Genomic DNA, 19,464 nt, shown 5'->3' on the forward strand with positions numbered 1-19,464 from the left:
ATCAAAGCCAGAACAAAAGTCCGGGAGGATCTAGTGATCTACGTCGTTGCCACGCTGACCGTGAAACCCGAAACGCGCGCTGAATTCATTGCGGCCGCCACCGCCTGCATCAAGGAAACCCGCAAAGAGCCCGGCAATATTGCCTATGACCTGCATGAGAGCGTCACCGATCCCGCCAAGATGGTATTTGTCGAGCAGTGGGAGAACATGGAGGCGCTGGGACCGCATCGGACGGCAGAGCACGTCAAGACGTTCGGCCGCGTCGCGGTCAAATGCATGAGCGCGCCGCCGAAGATCGAGTATATCACGCCCGAAAAAGTCGAAACCCGCTAACAAGAAAAGCAACGGGAGAGAATTCATGATCTATGTCATCGCCACCACGCCGATGAAGCCGGAAAACAAGGACGATTTCATCAAGGGGCACAAGACCTGCATCGCCAAAACGCTGAAGGAGAAGGGCTGCATGTCCTATGAAGGCCATGTCAGCGTGAACAATCCAAATCTGTATGTGGTGGTGGAGCGCTGGGAGACCCGCGACGATCTCAATGCGCATGGCCGCGCGCCCCACATGAAGGTGTGGCGGGAGTATTCCTCGCATATGAAGACGGCGCCGACGGTGATCGAGATCATCAGCGACGGTAAAGTGGAGAAGTTTTAGCAAAGCGTTTTCAAGCGAAGCGGGAACCGGTTCGCATGAAGAAAACGCGTCAAATAAAAAGGCTCTTATGATCCGCGCGACCAAAGTCCTGGGCCAGCATCGCTGGACGCAATCCGCCGCCGATACCGTCGTGCTCGATTTCGACGACCGGCACCGGCGGCGGATGGCGATGACGGGGACGCGCGGGTTCGAATTCCTGCTCGACCTGGAGAACGCGGTCGCGTTGCGCGGCGGCGATGCGCTGGTGCTGGAGGACGGCAGGCTGATCGAGGTGGTGGCGGCTGCCGAACCCCTGATCGAGATCCGCGGCGCCGATCCCCTGCATCTGGTCCGCATCGCCTGGCATCTCGGCAACCGCCATCTGCCGACGCAGATCATGCCGAAGGGCCTGCGAATCCGCAGGGATCACGTCATCGAGGCCATGGTGAAGGGGCTCGGCGCGCGCATCATCGAGATCGAGGCGCCGTTCGATCCCGAGGGCGGGGCCTATGCGCAAGCGGCCCATGACCATGCCGCGCATGATCACGGCCATCACCATCATGCTCACGGTCATCATCACCACGGTGATCACCACCACCATGATGATCACGACCATCATCACGACGAACATTGCGACCACGATCACCACCATCACGATCACTCCCATGCTCATGACCACAAATGAGCCCGCGCCCGCCGACGCAACCGGCGGGATGACGGCGGAGGAATCGGCGGCGCTGTACCGGCTGATGACGTGGCTGTCGCCGTCGTTTCCGGTCGGTGCATTCTCCTATTCCAGCGGCATCGAATGGGCGGTGGAGGCGGGCGACATCACCGACGCGGCATCGCTGCGCAACTGGCTGGCGGCGATGCTGGCTGAGGGGTCCGGTTTCTGCGACGCCGTGTTCCTCGCGCAGGCTCATCGTGCGGCGGCCGTACGGGATGACGAGAAACTGCGGGGGATTACCGAACTGGCAGCGGCCTTCGTGCCGTCGCGGGAACGCCAGCTCGAAACCACGACGCAGGGCCGCGCCTTCATCGATATCGCCCGGTCCGCCTGGGCCTGCGACGGCCTTGACGTGATGGTCGTAGCTTGTGGTGGCCCGATCGTCTATCCCGTTGCGGTCGGCCTCGTCGGCGCCGCCCATGCCGTTCCGCTTCCGCCTGCGATGCACGCGTTCCTGCACGCGCTGGTGTCTAACTGGATTTCCGCTGGTGCGCGGCTCGTGCCGCTCGGGCAAACCGACAGCCAGCGCATTCTCGCAAGCCTCGAAGCCGATGTTGCCGTCACCGCGAACCGCGCGCTTGCCGCCTCGCTGGATGATCTCGGCAGCGCCACCTTCCGCGCCGATCTCGCCAGCCTTCGCCACGAGACGCAGTATACGAGGCTGTTCAGGTCATGAGCTTCTTGCCGTCGTCCCCGCGAACGCGGGGACCCATAACCACAAATATTCGTGGCTATGCCGGGCTGGAGCTCCAGCGCGTCGCAACAATTGAATTCGGTGGTTATGGGTCCCTGCTTTCGCAGGGACGACAACGCGGAAAGAGCACTCGACATGTCTAATCCTCACGGCCCGCTCCGGATCGGCGTCGGCGGCCCCGTCGGCTCCGGCAAGACCGCGCTGATGGACCTGCTCTGCAAGTCGATGCGCGAGCGCTACGACATCGCCGCGATCACCAACGACATCTACACCAAATGGGATGCGGAGTTTCTGGTGCGCTCGGGCTCGCTGACGCCGGACCGCATCGCCGGCGTCGAGACCGGCGGCTGTCCGCACACCGCGATCCGCGAGGACGCCTCGATGAATCTGGCGGCCGTCGCCGACATGCGCGCGAAATTCCCCGATCTCGATCTGGTGCTGATCGAATCCGGCGGCGACAATCTCGCCGCGACGTTTTCGCCCGAACTCGCCGATCTCACGATCTACGTGATCGACGTCGCCGCCGGTGACAAGATTCCCTCCAAGGGCGGTCCCGGCATCACCCGCTCGGATCTTTTGGTGATCAACAAGATCGACCTCGCGCCCCATGTCGGTGCATCGCTCGAGAAGATGGATACCGATGCGAAGAGGATGCGCGGCGAGCGGCCGTTCGTGATGACCAACCTGAAGAAGAGTGAGGGGCTCGATCGCATCATCGGCTTCATCGAGGCCAAGGGCGGCCTGCGCCCGGCAGCGAAGAAGGCCAAATAGCCCCGGAGAAAAGCAGGCCAGCCGGCCAGGCTCGGAGAGCAAGCGGCCGGACAAGCGGTCAGGCCTGCGGCCGGGTGAGCCGCGCGTTAATCTTAATATGCCGTCCGTCGCCATAACCCGCGGATTTGTCCGTCCGCGGCGGAACCAAATCGACGCTGTCAGCTTATCAAGCTCTGGCCCCGCCAAATCAGCGTTAACGGCGGCCGTGTTGTTGCCCGCTGCCAACCTCTCAGTTGCGTGCTGATGATCGCTCCGTCATATTCGCCGCGGTTGGCTTGCGCGCTATTGCCAATGTGTTTCTGCCCCGGCAGACCCAAAAATGCTTTCAATACGTCGTCGCCAACACGTCATTCCTGAGTAAGCGAGTGGTTCGGCTGGGCTTCATTATCGGCTTTATCGCGCTGATCGGAGTTCTGCTCTCCGGTCTCGCGGCCTATCGCGTCCACGATCAGGAACTGGCGCTCGATGGGATCGCGCTCGCCCGCGCCATCGACGTGCACGCCAGCCTGGTGCAGGACCGCCTGACCGAACGCGAGCTACTCGCACGCGTTGCATCGGGGCTATTCCGCGCACCATCGGTAGTGAAGGCCAATATGCTGCAGCCGCTGCGCTCGGCGATCTATGCCTTCAAGACCGATTTCGTGGTCGCGTCCTGGATCGCGCGGCTCAAGCCGGGCGATCTGCCCGTGGCGCAGGCGGAGCTGAAGAGCGCCGGCTTCACCAGTCCGACGATCCGGGACTTCGACGACAAGCCGCTGGACATCAAGACGATCAACAAGCCGATTGACGTGCTGATGGACGTCGAGCCTCGCAACTCGGATACGTTGGGCGCTCCGGGCCGGGCCTACGATCGGCATTCGGTGATCGGGCCGATGCTGGTGCAGGCGGCGGCGGCCGGAAAGCCGCTGGCGTCGGACCCGATCCCGCTGTTGCGCCAGAACGGGCCGATCGGCATCGTGCTGGCGTCCGCGATCGTGCCGGAAGGCAGCACCGAGCCGGCAGGCTTCGTCACCTTTTCGTATGAGTTGGCGCCCTTGATGCTGACCAACGACGACCGCTCGCTGTTTGCGGTGGTGCTGAAGGACCCCGATGACGTCAGCGACGAATATGTCGCCAACGAGCAGGGCGTCGTCACCTTGCGGCCGTTGAAGCAGGGCGACCCGTTGCCGTCGGTGGTACGCACGGTGACGTTCGGCGGCCGCGACTGGTCACTCGGCTATTATGCCAAGAACAACGCCGCGCAGCGCGCGCAGCAGACGGCGATGATCGTGGCGGCGATCGGCCTGGCGCTCACCGGTATCGTCTGCGGCCTGTTCGGCTATGTCGCCTACAACAACCTGCGGCTCAGCCGCGAGATCCAGGTCCGGATCGGTTTCGAGCGGCGATTGACCGCCGTCATCGACGAACTCAATCACCGGGTCAAGAACATCCTTGCCGTGATCCAGTCGATCGTGACGCGCACGCTGCGCCACGGCTCCGACATGGACGTGTCGCGCGAACTGTTGATCGGCCGCATCCACGCGATGTCGAACGTGGTGACGCTGCTCAGTGAAAGCCAGTGGCAGGGCGTCAAGCTCAGGGGCCTGTTCGAATCGCGCGCGATTCCGCATGCCGACCGCATCGTGGTCAACGGCCCGGATATTTCGGTGAGCGCGCGCGCCGCGCAATCGCTGTCGCTGTTGTTCTTCGAGCTGGCCTCGCATTCCGACGAGGGCCTGTCGCTGGTCGGCAAGCATCCGCACATCGTCGCCAACTGGGAAGTCACCGGCGAGGAGCCGGACGAGATCTTCCATTTCCGCTGGGAGGAGTTCAACACCAGCTCGGCGACGCGGCGGGAGGACAGTGATTTCGGCCTGATCCTGCTCGATCGCGTCGCGCCGGAAGCAATGGGTGGCACCGCGAAGCGCTACTTCACCGATGTCAGCTACGTCTACGAACTCACTGCGCCGATGGTCACCGTCGTCGACATGACCGAGCGCGACCGCACCGGCGAGATTTCCGCGCCGCTGCGTTGATGGGATCGTGACAGTGGACAAAGGCGCATTGGCGCCATGTCCACCCTACGGCTTCGGAACCTCCTGCGTGCCCCATGCATTTAATCCTCATCATAAGGGAGGAGTTCATGGGACGTTATCTGTTGCTGTGGCTGCTCGGCGTGCCAATTCCGATTCTGGTCCTGATCTACGCCTTCGGCGGTCTGAATTGATCGAGGGCAGCCTGTAGCCCAATGGAGCGAAGCGCAATCCGGAGTCGGCGGCGCGACAAGTGTGTTCTGGGTTGCGCTGCGCTTCACCCGGCTACAACTCAAACAAAAAGGCGGCCCATCGGGGCCGCCTTTTCCATGTCATTTCGATAGCGTCATCATCCGCCATTGCCGCCGATCACGGCGCGCACGGTCTCGTCAGGCCCGAAATCCTCGGCGCCCTCGACATAGAGCAGGGCCGAGAGTTTCGAGCGTGCGCGGTTGACGCGGCTCTTGATGGTGCCGACCGCGCAGCCGCAGATGGCGGCGGCATCCTCATAGGAGAAGCCGGAGGCGCCGACCAGAATCAGCGCTTCGCGCTGGTCCTGCGGCAGCTTGTCGAGCGCAGTGCGAAACTCCTCGAACTCCAGATGCGCGCCTTGCGACGGCTGGGTCTTCAGGGTTTTCGCATAATTGCCCTCGGCGTCCTCCACCTCGCGCCGCCGCTTCCGGTAGTCGGAGCGAAACAGGTTGCGCAGGATGGTGAACAGCCAAGCCGGCAGGTTCGAGCCGGGCTGGAACGAGTCGATGTTGGCAATGGCACGCAGCAACGTTTCCTGAACCAGGTCGTCCGCACGATCGCCATTACCGGAGAGCGAGATCGCGAACGCGCGCAGGCTGGGTACCGACGCCAAAATGTCGTCGCGAAGAGAGTCGGTGAGAGGCATTAGTCCCTCCCGTCATTTTTTGCTGTTTCGTCGATTTGGGCCGCCGCCGCCTCCGGCCCATCGAGTTTTCGGATCAGCTCCGCAAAGCGGTCCGGCACGCCTTGTCGGACCACGTCATCGTACATGGCGCGGAGCTGGTGGCCGATCCTGGATTGAATCTCGGCGTTAAGCCCGCCCTGCTTCTTTACTTCCTTCATGGTGTGATCCACGCTTCCCCGAGAGTTAATTCTCTGTGTTTTCAAGAGGTTACCTCGAAATTGGGCCTAGGCGCCGCGTTATTGGTCACAGGCTAATGCGAATATCCCCGGATGGTTCCGAATTCCTGGAACTTTTTCTGGAACTTTTTTGTCCTTCGCGAGTAGTCGGGGGGACAGGGGAACCTGGGTCCCCCCGCCGAAGCTCAATTGACGCCCGCCGCGGCGCCTTGGTTACATCCGCCCGGTTGAGACCCTAAGTACGGCCAAGGTTACGGCCCAAGATAAGGATGGAATGGGGATGTCCCGATCACAGCTCGTTGCTGAACATCTGCCGCTGTTGCGGCGCTATGCCCGTGCGCTGACCGGAAATCAGGCCTCGGGCGATGCCTATGTGGCCGCCATGCTGGAGGCCCTGCTGCAGGATGGCTCCCTGCTGGACGAACGGCACGGCCCGCGCGCCGGGCTGTTCAAACTGTTCACCCAGATCTGGAATTCGGTCTCGCTGAACGACAATCCAGACGTCGCGACGCTGGCACTGCCGCCGGAGCGCAGGCTGTCGAACATCACGCCGCTGCCGCGGCAGGCCTTCCTGCTGCTGTCGCTCGAAGGCTTCTCCGAGGAGGAGGTGGCGTTCATCCTCAATACCGACATCGCCGAGACCCGGCAGTTGACGGACACCGCCGGCCGCGAGATGGCGGCGGAGATCGCCACCGATGTCCTGATCATCGAGGACGAGACTTTCATCGCGATGGATCTCGAGAGCCTGGTGAAGAATCTCGGCCACAACGTGATCGGTGTCGCCCGTACCCATGCCGATGCAGTGGCGCTGGCCAAGAACAAGAAGCCCGGCCTGATCCTCGCCGACATCCAGCTCGCCGACGGCTCGTCGGGCCTCGATGCGGTCAACGAACTGCTGCGCGTGTTCGAGGTGCCGGTGGTGTTCATCACGGCCTACCCCGAGCGCTTCCTGACCGGCGAGCGCCCGGAGCCGGCGTTCCTGATCTCGAAGCCGTTCCAGCCCGCGATGGTCTCGGCGGTGGCGAGCCAGGCGCTGTTCTTCCAGCGCAACTCGCGCAACCGTGCGCCGCGGGCGGCCACGGGCTGACAGTTCTTTGCTGAGTGAGTAGAAAAGGATCCGGCGCGCCCCACTGCGCGCCGGATTTTTTTGCCGTGAGTTTGTCGGCCTCCCATTCTGGTCATGTGCTGGAAGCGGTGCATCCGCCAATGTCACCGCAACGAACTTTGATTGGTGAAATCGATGAGTATCGGGCTGATAGGCCTTCTCGATGACGTTGCCGCGATCGCGAAAGTAGCCGCAGCCTCGCTCGATGATGTGGTCGGCCAGGCTGCCAAAGCAGGCGCGAAGGCGGCAGGTGTCGTCATCGACGACACCGCGGTCACGCCCGGTTACGTGATCGGGTTCGAGCCGAAGCGCGAACTTCCTATTGTCGGCAGGATCGCCGCGGGATCGCTACGCAACAAGCTGCTGGTCCTGCTGCCGGCCGCCCTGCTGCTGAGCTACTTCCTGCCCTGGACGATCACGCCGCTCCTGATGCTGGGAGGTGCGTATCTCTGCTACGAGGGGGTGGAGAAGGTGCTCGAGGCCGTCACGCCCCATCATGCGCACCAGCATGAAGCCAAGCTCGGCACCGTGGCGTTGAATGCGCAGTCGGTCGAAGATGAGAAGGTCGCGAGCGCGATCAAGACCGACTTTATCCTCTCGGCCGAGATCATGGCGATCACGCTGGCCGCCCTTCCCGCAGGGAGCATCTGGAAGCAGGCCCTGGTGCTGGCGGTGGTGGCCATCGGAATCACCGTCGCCGTGTATGGCGTGGTGGCCCTGATCGTGAAGGCCGATGATGTCGGTGTGGCGCTGGCACGGAGCGACAGCGCCTCGTTCGCCGGCCGCGCGCTCGGACGCGGCATGGTTCGCAGCATGCCTGGGCTCCTGAAAGTCCTCAGTGTGGTCGGGACTGCTGCCATGATCTGGGTTGGCGGCGGCATCATCCTGCATGGCCTCGAGGTCTACGGCCCACCCGAGATTCACCACGCGGTCAAGGCCGCGGCCGAGACCGTGGCTCACGCATTTCCATCGATTGCCGCAATCCTCGAATGGGCGGTAGAGGCGGCCATATCCGGCGTCATCGGCCTCGTGGTCGGTGCCGCAGCGATTCCGGCGGTCGGATTTGTGTTCGCGCCTGCATGGAAATCGCTGAAGCGTCTATTGCAGCGCGGTCAGGATATGTCGGCCCGGTGAACGGAAGCGGTTGCACCGGCCGGAGACCATAAACCTTCGTATAGCCGGTCCATCCGTTTCGATGTCGGCCGTTTACCTCGGTACAATTGAGCATGATGTGTATCATGCCCTAACCTCGGCGTGTCGAGGCAGGTGGGCACTATCGAATTGCTCGGCGCGTTGTCTGTTCCTCCCGGTCGCCGGCGACGCCTGCCTCGTCACCTCGATCAATTTAGGCGCCGCATTGCCTGCGGCCAAAACCTGAGCAATATTTCTCTTGGCCTGCGTATCCTGAATGAGGGGTCAGTGCCCGATGTCATCGTCTGCCAGAATTGCGCTTTTTATCGATGGTGCCAATCTGTACTCGACCGCCAAGGCGCTCGGTTTCGACATCGACTACAGGCGTCTCTTGAAGGAATTCCAGGATCGTGGCGCGCTGTTGCGCGCCTTCTATTACACGACCATCATCGAGGATCAGGAATATACATCGATCCGTCCGCTGATCGATTGGCTCGACTATAACGGCTGCACCGTCGTCACCAAGCCCACCAAGGAATTCATCGACGCCAGCGGCCGGCGCAAGGTGAAGGGCAGCATGAACATCGAGCTTTCCGTCAATGCAATGGAGCTCGCCGATCATGTCGATGCCATGTATCTGTTCTCGGGCGACGGAGACTACCGTCCGCTGCTGCAAGCGGTGCAGCGCCGCGGCGTTCACGTCACCGTCGTCTCCACCCTGACCAGCCAGCCGCCGATGGTGGCCGACGAACTGCGCCGTCAGGCCGATACCTTTCTTGACCTGGCGGATTTGAAGCCAAAGCTGGGCCGCGATCCGTCGGAGCGGCCGCCGGCACGCGAGGTCCGCCAGCAATCGCCGCAATTCCTGCGCGCGGCGGTCAATGGAAATGGTCTCGCGAAATGATCGACCCATTGCCCCGCAGACGCGCCGGATTTGCGCGCGCCGTGTGAACCAGTTCACGTCGCCTTCGCTGGGCTTGCGGTATTATCGTCGTGACACGGAGACGACGCCTCGGGACGGGCGATCCAAGTTCGCGGCCAGGCACCTCCCCCTGGCTGGGCCACCAGCTTCGATCTGAAAGCTGGTCGGACTAATCCGGCGCGTTCCACCAGCGCGCCGGATCTCTTTTTGCGCGCACCGACATGGAGCCATTGTCTGCAAGCTGCTAAGCGATGGGCATGGATGCGGCGCGGCGCGACACCTGGATCGGCTTTCTCTGCCTGGGCGTCACCGCCTTCGGATGGGCGCTGAACTGGCCGCTGATGAAGCTGTTGCTGCAGCAATGGCCGCCGCTGTTTGCGCGCGGGCTGGCCGGCGTCGTCGCGGCAGTCATCCTGTTCGGATTAGCGAAGGCGTGGGGACAGTCGCTGCAGGTCCCGCGCGAGGCACTGGCTCGATTGTCGTTCGCGTCCTTCACCAATGTGTTCGCCTGGATGGGGTTTTCCACGGTGGCGATGAAGTTCGTCCCCGTCGGCGAAGGCGCGCTGATCGTCTACACCATGCCGATCTGGGCCACGCTTCTGGCATGGCCGCTGGCCGGCATCCGGCCCACGCTCGTGGACATCGCAGCGCTGGTTCTCGGCGTCGGCGGTATTGCCGTGCTGCTGGGCGGCAACGGCTTGACCTTTGATGGCGGGCGGATCGTCGGAATCCTGCTGCTGTTTTCCGCGGCGATCCTGTTTGCGGTCGGCAATATCCTCAACCGCGTCGCCTTGCCGATGCCGCCTTTGGTCGTGGTCGCCTGGCAGGTCGGGCTCGGCTGCCTCGTGATGCTGCTGCTCGGCATCGCTTTTGAACAGCCGAACTACCGCGCACTCACGCCTATCGGGCTGGCGTGCTTCGTCTACATGACGCTGGTGCCGATGGGGCTCTGCTATCTCACCTGGTTCGAGACCTTGCGTCGCCTGCCGCCGTCATCGGCCTCCACCGGCATGCTGCTGGTGCCGCTGATCGGCGTGATCTCCGCGGCGCTCATCCTCGGCGAGCCGCTCGGCACGCGCGAAATTGTCGCGGTGGTGCTGGTGCTCGCCGGCGTGGCGCTGGCGCTGCAACGGGCCTGAAGGCCGAACGTTCCGAAGGCGCTTGCGCAGCGCATGATAACGCTGGCCTGGCCCGGTTTTTACCGGAACGTTTTTCATTCAGCTCCATCCAAATGGGATAGCGCGGAGGTAACACCTCGCGCACCCACTCCATGGAGGCAATCAAATGGCACAGGCTCGTTCGACTTCCATCTCGCGACGAAGCGTCGTCGCGGCACTGGCGCTCGCGGCCGCGCCGGCGGCTTTGGCAACGGCCAGCAGCGCCCGCGCGCAAGCCAAGGACGCGACCTCGGAGAAAAGCCTGTATGACCGGCTGGGCGGCGTTTTCGCCATCGCAGCCGTCGTGGATCACTTCAGCGACGCCATCGTGAAGAACCCCGTCGTCGGCCAGAAGTCCAAAAACCCGCAACTGCGGGAATGGCACACCAAGAACCTGCAAAGGCTGCCCGGCCTCAAATTCATGCGGACGCTTTGGGTCTGCAACGTTTCGGGCGGCCCGTTCCAGTTCACCGCCACGAAACCCGGCAAGACGCCGGTTGGACTCGAGGAGGCCCACCGGAGCTTGCGGATTTCGCCCGCTGAATTCGATGAGGTGGCGGCTGAACTCGGGCGGACGCTGAGCTTCTTCAAGATACCGAAGCGCGAGAAGGATGAAGTCCTGGCAGCCTTCGCCGCCCACAAGGACGAGGTCACCGCCGGCTACGCCGCAGGCGCCAAGCGCAGCTGAAGCCTCCTGATCGCGACACAATGGATTCCGCTCACCGCACATGCCGTGCAAGGGGGAACTCGAAGCTTGAACTGCTGCCGGATGCCGCCTAGGCTTGCTGCAAACGTGCTGAGCAACAAGAAAATAACCGGAAACGTCCTTTCACTGATGCAGTCCGCCGAGCGGCCTTTCCCCCACCGCCGGGGCCTGATCATCGTCGCGACACTGGCCACCGCCTATGTCGCCAGCCATTTTTTCCGCGCCTCCAACGTCACCATCGGCCTCGACCTGATGCGCGATCTCGCCATCGGGCCGGAAGCGCTGGGGGCGCTGACCGGCGCGTTCTTCTTCGGCTTTGCTGCGATGCAGATCCCTTGCGGCTTCTTCTTCGACCGCTTCGGGCCGCGCTATACCGTGGTCGGCATGCTGATCGTGGCCTCGATCGGCGGCGCGATGTTCACGCTGGCGCCGAGCTGGCCAGTGCTGCTCACCGGCCGCGTGCTGATGGGCGCCGGCTGCGGCGTGATGCTGATCGGCAGCATGGTGGTGATCTCGCGCTGGTTTCCGCCCGATCGTTTCTCCACGCTGACTGCGATGGTGCTGTCGATCGGCCTGCTCGGCAACCTCGCGGCCACCACCCCGCTCGCCTGGGCGTCGCAGGCGGTCGGCTGGCGTCCGGTGTTCGGCGCCGTCGTCATCTTCATCGCGCTTGCTACCGTCGCAATCTTTCTGGTGGTGCGCGACGCGCCGCCCGGCCATCCCTTCCTGAGCCGCAAGGTGGAACCATCAGGCGAGATGCTCAACGGCTTCCTGGAGGTGCTGCGCAACCCGCGCCTGAAGCCGATCCTGGCACTGAATTTCTGCAACTACGCCTGCACCTTCACCGTGCAGGGCCTGTGGGGCGCCGCGTTTCTGCGCGAGGTCCATGGCTTGAGCCCGATCGCGGCCGGCAATGTCCTGCTCTGCGCCGTGATCGCCTACCAGGCCGGCATGCTCGCCTTCGGCCCGCTCGACCGCCGTCTCGACACCCGCAAGGGTATTGCGATCGGCGGCACGCTGGTGATCGTTTGCCTGCTCGCGATTCTCGCGCTGTTCTCGCAGCCGCCGGCCTGGCTGCCGGTTGCCGTCATCATCGCCATGGGTTTCTTCTCCGCCTCCTCTACCATGGTGATGACCCACGGCCGCGGCATCTTCCCCGACCGCCTGATCGGCCGCGGCATTGCCACCATGAACACTTCGGTGATGCTCGGCGTCGCCTGCATGCAGACGCTCTCCGGCATCATCATCGGCGCGTTCGAGCCGCTCGCCAGCGGCGCCCGCACGGAAGACGCCTACCGTGCGCTGTTCGGCACGCTGACGCTGGTGCTGATCGCGGCGGTCGCGATCTACAGCCGCTCGCAGGATGTCAGGCCGAGCGATGAGATGAAGGCGGCGGGACGGTAGAGGGTACGGCTGCACGGTCAGCCGGCGTAATCGATCGGGGTCGACAACGCGTCATCGTCATGGCGCTGCCAGTAGATGTCATGGATGCGCGTCGTGATCGGACCGGGCCGGCCGTAGCCGAGGAGACGGCCGTCGAAGCGGGTAACCGGCGTGATCCCGCCGGCCGTCGTGCTCATGAATATCTCGTCGGCCGCGTGGATCTCGTCGGCATGCACCCGCCGGACTTCGCAACGGAGCTGAAGATCGGCGGCGATCTCGATCACGGTGCGGCGGGTGATGCCTTCGAACATGCCGTGGTCGGGCGTGGCGAGCGCGCCGTCCTTCACGACGAAGACGTTGAAGCCGGGACCTTCGGTGATGTTGCCGTCGGCGTCAGGCAGCACCGAGATCGTGGCGCCACGGTCATACGCTTCGAAAAGGCTCATCGTCAGATCGAGCCAGTGAAAGTTCTTGATCCGCTGGTCGAGCGATTCCGACGGGATGCGGCGCGTCTTCGCCAATGCCATGTGGACGCCGTCGCGCCGTTGCTGCTCGTCGGCGATCCACACGAAGGGCTGGGCAAAGGCATAGAGCCGGTTGCGGCATAACCGGGGGTCGCGGGTGCCCGGCTGCGGCAGGCCGCGCGTGCAGGCGACCAGCACGAAGGCGTCCTGCAGGTAGGCGCGGCGAACGCATTCGATCATGATCCCGGCGATATCCTCCGCCGAGTAGGGCAGCGTCATGCGCAGCCCGGCCATCGATGCCTGAAACCGCTCGACATGATCGTTCAGCCTGAAGAAGCGTCCCTTCCAGACGTGGGCGACGTCGTAGGTGGCGTCGGAGCGCAGGAAGCCACGATCCAGGATCGGGACCGAGGCCTCGGCCAGTGGCGACCAGCGCCCGTCCATGAAGGCAAAGCCCTTGACGGCTGCCAGCTCGTCGTCGGCATTCATTCGGCGATCTCCCCCAAGCGTACAGTACCGGTCTCGCTTACGTCGGCGCTAACCTACTCCGGACATGGCTGAGGTGGCCGCTGCAAGGGATTTGCACGGCAGGTCGTCAGTTCGCCAAATTCGCCAGCGGAATTTGCACCTTGATGACCAGGCCGTTCTGCGACCAGTCGTAATCGATGCGTCCGTTATGCGAGGCGACCGTTGAAGCGACGAGATTGCTGCCGAACCCCAACTGCGCCGGCGCCTCGACCGGTTTGCCGATTTCACGCCAGACGATGTCGACGTTTTCATTTTCGATCCGCCACGCCACGGCGACCTTTCCGTCATCCCGGAGCGTGCCGTATTTCGCGGCGTTGGTCGCGAGTTCGTGGAAGACGAGGGCGATGCTGTTGGTGGAGCGCTCTCCCAGCGACACCATCGGTCCGTTCAGGTCAGGCATGGTGTAGGGCCGGAGCACGGTACGGATGGCCTCCGCCATGTCCACGCCCTTGAGGCCGTTACCGGCATTGAACGAGCGCCGAACCAGCGAATGGGCATCGGAGAGCGCGGTGAGACGGCCGGTCAGGGCCGCGGTCATCTCTTCCTTGGTTTCGGTGTGCCGCGCGGTCATCTTGATCATCGCGCCGGTGACCGCAAACAGGTTCTTGACCCGGTGGCTCATCTCCTTGGCCAGGATCTCCTGGGCCTCGAGCGCCTTCTTCAGGTGAAGATCGGCGTGGATCATCTGCAGCGCAATGCCGGTGAACACGGCCAGTTCGGACAGCACGCGCGCATGACCCGAGTGGAACTTGTGTCCCTCCTTGGCGACCACCCAAAGCGTTCCAACCGGGATGGTGCCGTTTCTCAACAGCGGCACCAGCAGCACCTCGGGCACGGTGATATTGGCTTCCGCAATCCACGAATAAGCGCGCTCGGGCCGCTCCATCAGGATCGGACTGCTCTGGTCGAGGCAAACACCGCACGGGCTGAAGTTTCGGGGCGTGGTCGCGCCTTCGAACACCGATAATTTGCCGACGAGGGAATTCCAGCGAAACACGTCGCCATCGAGAACGCTGACGCCGGCCGAGTCCGCGTCGCAAGCTTCCATCGACAGCCTGACGAGGCGCGGCAACACTTCGGCGGGATGATCCGCCATGTTGCTGGCGAGATCCTGCAGCGCCAGCTTTTCGCTGAGGTAATCGGGCGCTGGCGCCGGGCGAACCAGAAGTTCGTCGGTCGTGAAAACCTGCGCTATTGCGGCGGGCAGTTCTGTCGGGCGGCCCATGATCTCTCCCCCGCTGAGACTATAACTCAGAGATAGCCGGCGACTAGCTCGTTGGCGGTGGGGCAGAGTTTCGACAGGATGGTAACTGGATCACGCTGCGCGACGTCGCGGCATCGCTCGGCTTCGATCGCATCCGCACAAAAAAAGCAGGGCGCGACCGGCATCACCACGGTCGCGCCCTACGTCGCCGGTCAATGGGGCAGGGGGAATAACCGGCTGCCGGGATGACTCCCAGCCCCCCGGAGTCGTTCCACGGTGCCGCAAATATTTTTTGTACACGGTTAAGTGATCGAGAAGCCTCGGACCCCCGGCGGCTCCGTTCGGGTTATTTCGGTGATCGCCATGGGGCGAGGGATGCACCGTCATGTCACAGATTTTCCAAGCAATTTTTGCCGTACTTGCCGTCTCCGCCACGTTTGGCGCCGTCCAGCTTGCTTCCGGTCATGATCTCACCGGGCGCCGGGAACTCACCCCGCCTGCGCCGGCGACCGACATCAATCGTGCCGCCAAGGCCGACCGCGCGGGCTTGAAGCCTGCACCGGGCGAGAGCGAGACGATTACGATCCGCACTGTCGGTCTCAAGGATACGTCCGTGGTGGTACGGGTTCCCATCGTCAAGGACGAGGCGCGAAACCGCCCGCCGCCGCCTGCCAACAAATCGAAGACGGCGATCGCTTGCGAACCACCGGTCAGCGTGCTGACCGACGTCGCCAAGCTGCTTCAGCCCGGTCGCTGCGTGACCTGATCGCGGCGTAGGACGAACCTCGGCGTAGGACGAACCTCTCCGTCATCGCGTCAAGACTTCACCGCGCCCGCAGTCAGCCCACCCACCATATACCGCTTGAATGCGTAGTAGATCGCGGCCGGCGGCAGCGCGTAGATGAAGCCGGTGGTCATCAGCAATTCCCACGGCGAGTCATCGGCGGCCAGGAAGTTGCCGAGCGCGACGGGGAGCGTGATCTCGGTGTCCTTCGATAGCAGCAGGAACGCGTAGAGATACTCGTTCCAGGCCAGCAGGATGGCGTAGGTGCCGATCGCCACCAGCGACGGCATCATCAGCGGTACGTAAACCAGGCGGAACAGTTGCAGCGTGGTGGCGCCGTCCATGGTGGCGGCTTCGTCGAGCTCGACCGGCAGCTTGTCGGAGGCCTGTTTCAACACCCAGATCGCGTAAGGGGAGGCGATCGTCACCATCGCGAGAATCAGCGACCAGTGATTGTTGAGGAGGCCGTAATTGCCCATGGTGCGGTACATCGGCACGGCGAGGAACGCCGCCGGGATGAAATAGGTGAACAGCGCCAGATTCATCACCCAGCGGCCGCCGGGCACGCGCAGCCTCGAGATCGAGAACGCGGCTGCGGTCGCGATCATCAACGTCAGCGCGCCCGCGGAAAGCGCGATCACCACCGAATTGAAGAACTGGATCCAGAAATCCCGCAGGAAGTAGTGCTCCTGGTAGAACACGATCTTGAAATTGTTCAGCGTGGGATGCGCCGGCCACAGCTTGCCCGAGAACGCGTCCTCCTTCGGAGAGATCGCGAACAGGAACATGTGATAGATCGGCACCAGGGTCCAGATCAGCACGGGAATGCCGATCAGAAGCAGCTTCGCTTCGGTGCCGATTTCGCGGAGTGTTGGCAGCTTCATCGCGACAACCGTTTCATCATGAAATAGACCAGCGGCAGCACGAACGGCAGCGCGCAGACGATGGAGGCCATCGCGAGTGAGAGCTGATCGAGCCTGAGGTAGCGGATGCCCAATGTCGCCAGCACATGGGTGAGGTCGGCGGGGCCGCCGCCGGTCAGCAGATAGACGCTGTTGAAGTCGCCGAGCGTCCAGATCATCGAGAGCAGCGTGCAGGTGATGTAGAGCGTCTGCATCGACGGCCAGGTGATATAGCGGAATTTCTGCGACCAGCTCGCGCCGTCGACTTCGGCGGCCTCATAGAGGTCATGCGAGATCGCGAGCCGTCCGGTCATCAGGATCAGCGTCCAGAACGGTAGCGATTTCCAGATGTGGACGCCGATCGCCATGCCGAGCGCCACGGTCGGGTCGTTCAGCCAGTTCGGGCCGTCCTCGGCGGTGAGCTTGAAGATGATCTGGTTGATCACGCCCCATTCCGGGTTGAGCATGAAGCGCACGGAGAGAATGGTCGGAATCGACGGCACCGCCCAGGGCAGGATGAACAGCACCGACAGCCATTTGATCCAGGTGCGCTGCTGCGCGAAGAAGCCGGACAGAAACAGCGCGATCGCCATTTTCAGATTGATGCCGACCAGGAGGAAGATCAGCGTGTTGACGGCGGCGCGCGCGAAGATCGGGTCGTGCCAGAGCGCAACATAGCTCGCCGGATGCCGCGCCAGCCACAGCCCGTAGCCGACGGGGTAGACCACGAAGGCCAGGAATACGAGGATATAGGGCGCGAGCAGCACGATGCCCCAGACCTGCGGCGTGGTCAGCCGGGCTGATAGAGGCGGGCCTGGAATTGCCTGATCGCCCGAAAGCGTGATTGCCATAGGTTTACTCTTGAAACGAGATGCCGGCTACGTCGTCGTCCCTGCGAACGCAGGGACCCATAACTACAGGCTATTGTTATTGCGCAAAGTCGTCGACCAGCATCCTTCAAAACGGCCGCCGCGGCGTATGGGTCCCTGCTTTCGCAGGGACGACGGACATACTCTCGCGGCGGCCGGCATGAGCGATCTTAACCCGCGACCTGCTTGATGCGGGCAATCAGTTCGTCGACGGCCTTGTCGACCGGCACCTTCTCGCTCACCACGCGGTTCATCGCCTTGGCCCAGACGTTCTCGTTGTTGAGGATCGTGAACTTCCAGTTCTTGGTGAAGTCGAACGGCGTGGTGCCGCCGGTGAACTGGTTGTACACGGCCTTGCGATGCCGGTCAGCCTGCCAGAACGGGCTCTGCTGGCTGGCCGTCGTCACCGGGAACCAGCGGCCGAGCGCGCCCTCGATATAGGGGCGGAGGTTCTCTTCCTGCATCAGGAACTTGATGAACTCCTTGCCCTCCGCCTTGTTCTTGGCGGCGGTGAACATCAGTCCGGTCTTGACGTCGGAGCGATACTTGATCGGCGTGCCGTCCGGCTTGTTCGGGAAGGACGAGGTGATGATGACCTCGTCATAGTTCTTCTTGCCGAGCGCACGCTGTTCCGGCGTCAGCGCCGGATTGTTGGCGTCGTCGAGCCATTTCGCCGCGATCGAGATCGTGAAGTTGTGCGTCATCACGATCGTCTTGTTGTGGAAGGCGACGTTGTTGTCCGGATCTTTCCAGGTGGTGGAGGAGGGCGGCGTGCAGCCCTTGATATAGGTATCGGTATAGTCCTTCAGCGCCTTGATCAGGTTTTCGCGCACCTTGGGATCGTCGACCAGGAGCTTGCCCTCGTCATCGACCAGCTTGACGTTGTGGGCGTCCATGAAGGTGTAGAACGACTGGAAGCTGTCGGTGGATTCCACGCCCATCGGCTGGCCGACGGCATAGACGCGCTGTCCGGTCGCCTTGCGGCTGGCGGGCTGGACCTTGTCGCACCAGAACGACCAGTAATCTTCCCACTTGGTCGGGATGTCGCTCTGCTTGAAGCCGGCCTGCTCCAGCATGTCCTGCCAGATCTGCACGTGCATGCTCTGCTGCTTCAGCGGGAAGCCGTAATAGGCGCGCTTCTTGGCAACGTCGTTGTAGAGGTTGACGGTCTCCAGCGTGTTCGGCGCGAACGCCGGCTTCATCGGCGTCATGATATCGGAAAGATCTTCCAGCTTGCCCTCGAACGCCCATTTGCCCTGCGCCTGCACGTCGTAGCTGTCGGAATAGGCGACGTCGGGCACGGTGCCGGAATCCAGCGCGGCCACCGTCTTCGGGATCATGTCCTGAATGGCGTATTGCGACAGTTCGACCTTGATGCCGGTCTTGGCCTCGAACTTCTTGATCGCCTCGAGGAGCGCATCGTCCTCGGACTTGTAAAAGCCTTTGCCGAACCAGACCGTGATGGTCTTCTGCTGGGCGAGCGCGGGTGCAGTGGCGTAAAACAGCCCGACCGCAGCGACCGCGAGTGAAACTGATCTCCTGGATATCACGTTGTTCTCCCTGAAAACGCCGGCTTGTTAACCGGTTGGATAATGATAGCGCAACCAAGTGGCGCGATCCAGCCGGGGTGTTGCAAACTTCTGTAGGGGGATATTCGCGGCGCAAATGCGGCAAAGCCTTCGCGCATGTCCGGGCGTTGGTTCAACCATTTTGGTCTCATGGTTCAATCATTTGCGTCCTCGAATACCGGAAGCCAGGGAGGGAATGGCTGACTGCGTCGCGCGAAAAACAAGCAAAGTAGAGCGTCCAAGTCGTTCAATGCGTTTTCGGGAAAATCACGCCTGCTTGCGCGAACGTAAGCCCCGAATGAATTTCTCCAGAAGGGGAAGTGCTTCAGACAGCACGAACGCGGCCAGGAAACCGGCAACGAATTGAAGGCGATCATGGTTGCGACGATGAGAGCGCTGAACTTGAGGAACGGTGCCGCCAGCAGGGGAACAGCTATTTCCACCACCATCATCAAAAGGTGAAGAAGCGATTTCCCTGACCACTGGTCAATTCAATCTGCGAGACGCGAAGACAGCGATAATCGGCAAAGCCGGCCCACCCGCCAGACCGGCCGCGGCAGAGACATCGACTGTTCGGCCAGGCAGTGCTCGTCCGTCTACAGCGTATCGGGCGTGCGTACAGGCGACGACTTGTCTTCGTTACGCAGCTCCTGCTCGGCCAGGCGCCAGAATTCGTCCTCTTTGCCTTCGGGCCTGCCGCTGCGCTCCCAGATTTGATAGGCGCGGTTGTTGATTTCCTTTTCGGTCGGCTCGCTCATCCAGGTCCTCCTATGCTGGGCCTCCCTCG

The 19,464-nt window shown here is 62.7% G+C and carries 22 protein-coding genes; 13 read left to right on the plus strand and 9 right to left on the minus strand.

What is annotated here, in order from left to right; translation table 11 throughout:
* Positions 1-33 precede the first annotated feature (33 nt).
* From CQ12_RS28070 to CQ12_RS28095, 6 genes are all read left to right on the plus strand, one after another.
* Positions 34-333 (plus strand): putative quinol monooxygenase, encoded by a 300-nt coding sequence (locus CQ12_RS28070; RefSeq protein WP_057838534.1) that lies wholly within the window; start codon positions 34-36, stop codon positions 331-333.
* A 25-nt stretch (positions 334-358) separates the two neighbouring features.
* Complete coding sequence (locus CQ12_RS28075) at positions 359-658, plus strand: putative quinol monooxygenase (protein WP_057838535.1); 300 nt, start codon at positions 359-361, stop codon at positions 656-658.
* A gap of 67 nt (positions 659-725) precedes the next feature.
* Entirely contained in the window at positions 726-1,322 is a 597-nt protein-coding gene (locus CQ12_RS42815; RefSeq protein WP_083519509.1) for an urease accessory protein UreE, read from the plus strand.
* On the plus strand, positions 1,303-2,040 hold the full coding sequence (locus CQ12_RS28085; RefSeq protein WP_057838537.1) for an urease accessory protein UreF: 738 nt from the start codon (positions 1,303-1,305) through the stop codon (positions 2,038-2,040). The genes CQ12_RS42815 and CQ12_RS28085 overlap by 20 nt, the downstream gene beginning before the upstream one ends.
* Positions 2,041-2,193: 153 nt before the next feature.
* Positions 2,194-2,829: an urease accessory protein UreG gene (gene ureG, locus CQ12_RS28090; protein WP_057838538.1), complete on the plus strand. Its 636-nt coding sequence runs from the start codon at positions 2,194-2,196 to the stop codon at positions 2,827-2,829.
* A 365-nt stretch (positions 2,830-3,194) separates the two neighbouring features.
* A complete protein-coding gene (locus CQ12_RS28095; protein WP_057838539.1) occupies positions 3,195-4,844 on the plus strand; it encodes a CHASE domain-containing protein in 1,650 nt (549 codons plus the stop codon).
* Positions 4,845-5,190: 346 nt separating this feature from the next.
* Here CQ12_RS28095 and CQ12_RS28100 read toward each other — a convergent pair whose 3' ends face one another.
* A complete protein-coding gene (locus CQ12_RS28100) occupies positions 5,191-5,739 on the minus strand; it encodes a sigma-70 family RNA polymerase sigma factor (protein WP_057838540.1) in 549 nt (182 codons plus the stop codon).
* Positions 5,739-5,936, minus strand: a complete 198-nt coding sequence (locus tag CQ12_RS28105) for a NepR family anti-sigma factor (protein ID WP_057838541.1) — start codon at positions 5,934-5,936, stop codon at positions 5,739-5,741. The genes CQ12_RS28100 and CQ12_RS28105 overlap by 1 nt, the downstream gene beginning before the upstream one ends.
* Positions 5,937-6,234: 298 nt before the next feature.
* On the opposite strand from CQ12_RS28105, the gene CQ12_RS28110 reads away from it, so the two are divergent.
* The 6 genes from CQ12_RS28110 (at position 6,235) to CQ12_RS28135 (ending at position 12,379) form a co-directional block, all read left to right on the plus strand.
* A complete protein-coding gene (locus CQ12_RS28110; protein WP_057838542.1) occupies positions 6,235-7,041 on the plus strand; it encodes a response regulator in 807 nt (268 codons plus the stop codon).
* Between the two features lie 153 nt (positions 7,042-7,194).
* Positions 7,195-8,193: a DUF808 domain-containing protein gene (locus tag CQ12_RS28115; protein ID WP_057838543.1), complete on the plus strand. Its 999-nt coding sequence runs from the start codon at positions 7,195-7,197 to the stop codon at positions 8,191-8,193.
* Positions 8,194-8,485: 292 nt separating this feature from the next.
* A complete protein-coding gene (locus CQ12_RS28120; RefSeq protein WP_057838544.1) occupies positions 8,486-9,094 on the plus strand; it encodes a LabA-like NYN domain-containing protein in 609 nt (202 codons plus the stop codon).
* 275 nt (positions 9,095-9,369) lie between these two features.
* Entirely contained in the window at positions 9,370-10,251 is an 882-nt protein-coding gene (locus CQ12_RS28125; protein WP_057838568.1) for a DMT family transporter, read from the plus strand.
* Between the two features lie 145 nt (positions 10,252-10,396).
* Positions 10,397-10,957, plus strand: coding sequence for a group I truncated hemoglobin (locus tag CQ12_RS28130; RefSeq protein ID WP_057838545.1), 561 nt, complete (start codon positions 10,397-10,399; stop codon positions 10,955-10,957).
* A gap of 81 nt (positions 10,958-11,038) precedes the next feature.
* Entirely contained in the window at positions 11,039-12,379 is a 1,341-nt protein-coding gene (locus CQ12_RS28135; RefSeq protein ID WP_083519510.1) for an MFS transporter, read from the plus strand.
* A gap of 17 nt (positions 12,380-12,396) precedes the next feature.
* Here CQ12_RS28135 and CQ12_RS28140 read toward each other — a convergent pair whose 3' ends face one another.
* Both CQ12_RS28140 and CQ12_RS28145 read right to left on the minus strand, forming a co-directional pair.
* Positions 12,397-13,311, minus strand: a complete 915-nt coding sequence (locus tag CQ12_RS28140) for an aminotransferase class IV (protein WP_057838547.1) — start codon at positions 13,309-13,311, stop codon at positions 12,397-12,399.
* A 106-nt stretch (positions 13,312-13,417) separates the two neighbouring features.
* Positions 13,418-14,575 (minus strand): sensor histidine kinase, encoded by a 1,158-nt coding sequence (locus tag CQ12_RS28145; protein ID WP_063799830.1) that lies wholly within the window; start codon positions 14,573-14,575, stop codon positions 13,418-13,420.
* A 364-nt stretch (positions 14,576-14,939) separates the two neighbouring features.
* On the opposite strand from CQ12_RS28145, the gene CQ12_RS28150 reads away from it, so the two are divergent.
* A complete protein-coding gene (locus CQ12_RS28150) occupies positions 14,940-15,320 on the plus strand; it encodes a hypothetical protein (RefSeq protein WP_057838548.1) in 381 nt (126 codons plus the stop codon).
* A 50-nt stretch (positions 15,321-15,370) separates the two neighbouring features.
* On the opposite strand, the gene CQ12_RS28155 is transcribed toward CQ12_RS28150, so the two are convergent.
* The 5 genes from CQ12_RS28155 to CQ12_RS42820 form a co-directional block, all read right to left on the minus strand.
* Entirely contained in the window at positions 15,371-16,222 is an 852-nt protein-coding gene (locus CQ12_RS28155; RefSeq protein WP_057838549.1) for a carbohydrate ABC transporter permease, read from the minus strand.
* Positions 16,219-17,091, minus strand: coding sequence for a carbohydrate ABC transporter permease (locus CQ12_RS28160; protein ID WP_057838550.1), 873 nt, complete (start codon positions 17,089-17,091; stop codon positions 16,219-16,221). Before CQ12_RS28160 ends, CQ12_RS28155 begins: the two co-directional genes overlap by 4 nt.
* A 188-nt stretch (positions 17,092-17,279) precedes the next feature.
* The gene (locus CQ12_RS28165; RefSeq protein WP_057838551.1) at positions 17,280-18,659 is read right to left on the minus strand and encodes an ABC transporter substrate-binding protein; all 1,380 of its coding nucleotides are present in this window, start codon (positions 18,657-18,659) and stop codon (positions 17,280-17,282) included.
* A 285-nt stretch (positions 18,660-18,944) separates the two neighbouring features.
* Positions 18,945-19,160, minus strand: a complete 216-nt coding sequence (locus CQ12_RS44285; RefSeq protein ID WP_198164275.1) for a hypothetical protein — start codon at positions 19,158-19,160, stop codon at positions 18,945-18,947.
* A 113-nt stretch (positions 19,161-19,273) separates the two neighbouring features.
* On the minus strand, positions 19,274-19,435 hold the full coding sequence (locus tag CQ12_RS42820) for a DUF2934 domain-containing protein (RefSeq protein WP_083519511.1): 162 nt from the start codon (positions 19,433-19,435) through the stop codon (positions 19,274-19,276).
* Positions 19,436-19,464 lie beyond the last annotated feature (29 nt).

Origin of the sequence: Bradyrhizobium jicamae (assembly GCF_001440395.1) — a bacterium.
Taxonomy (GTDB): Bacteria; Pseudomonadota; Alphaproteobacteria; order Rhizobiales; family Xanthobacteraceae; genus Bradyrhizobium; species Bradyrhizobium jicamae.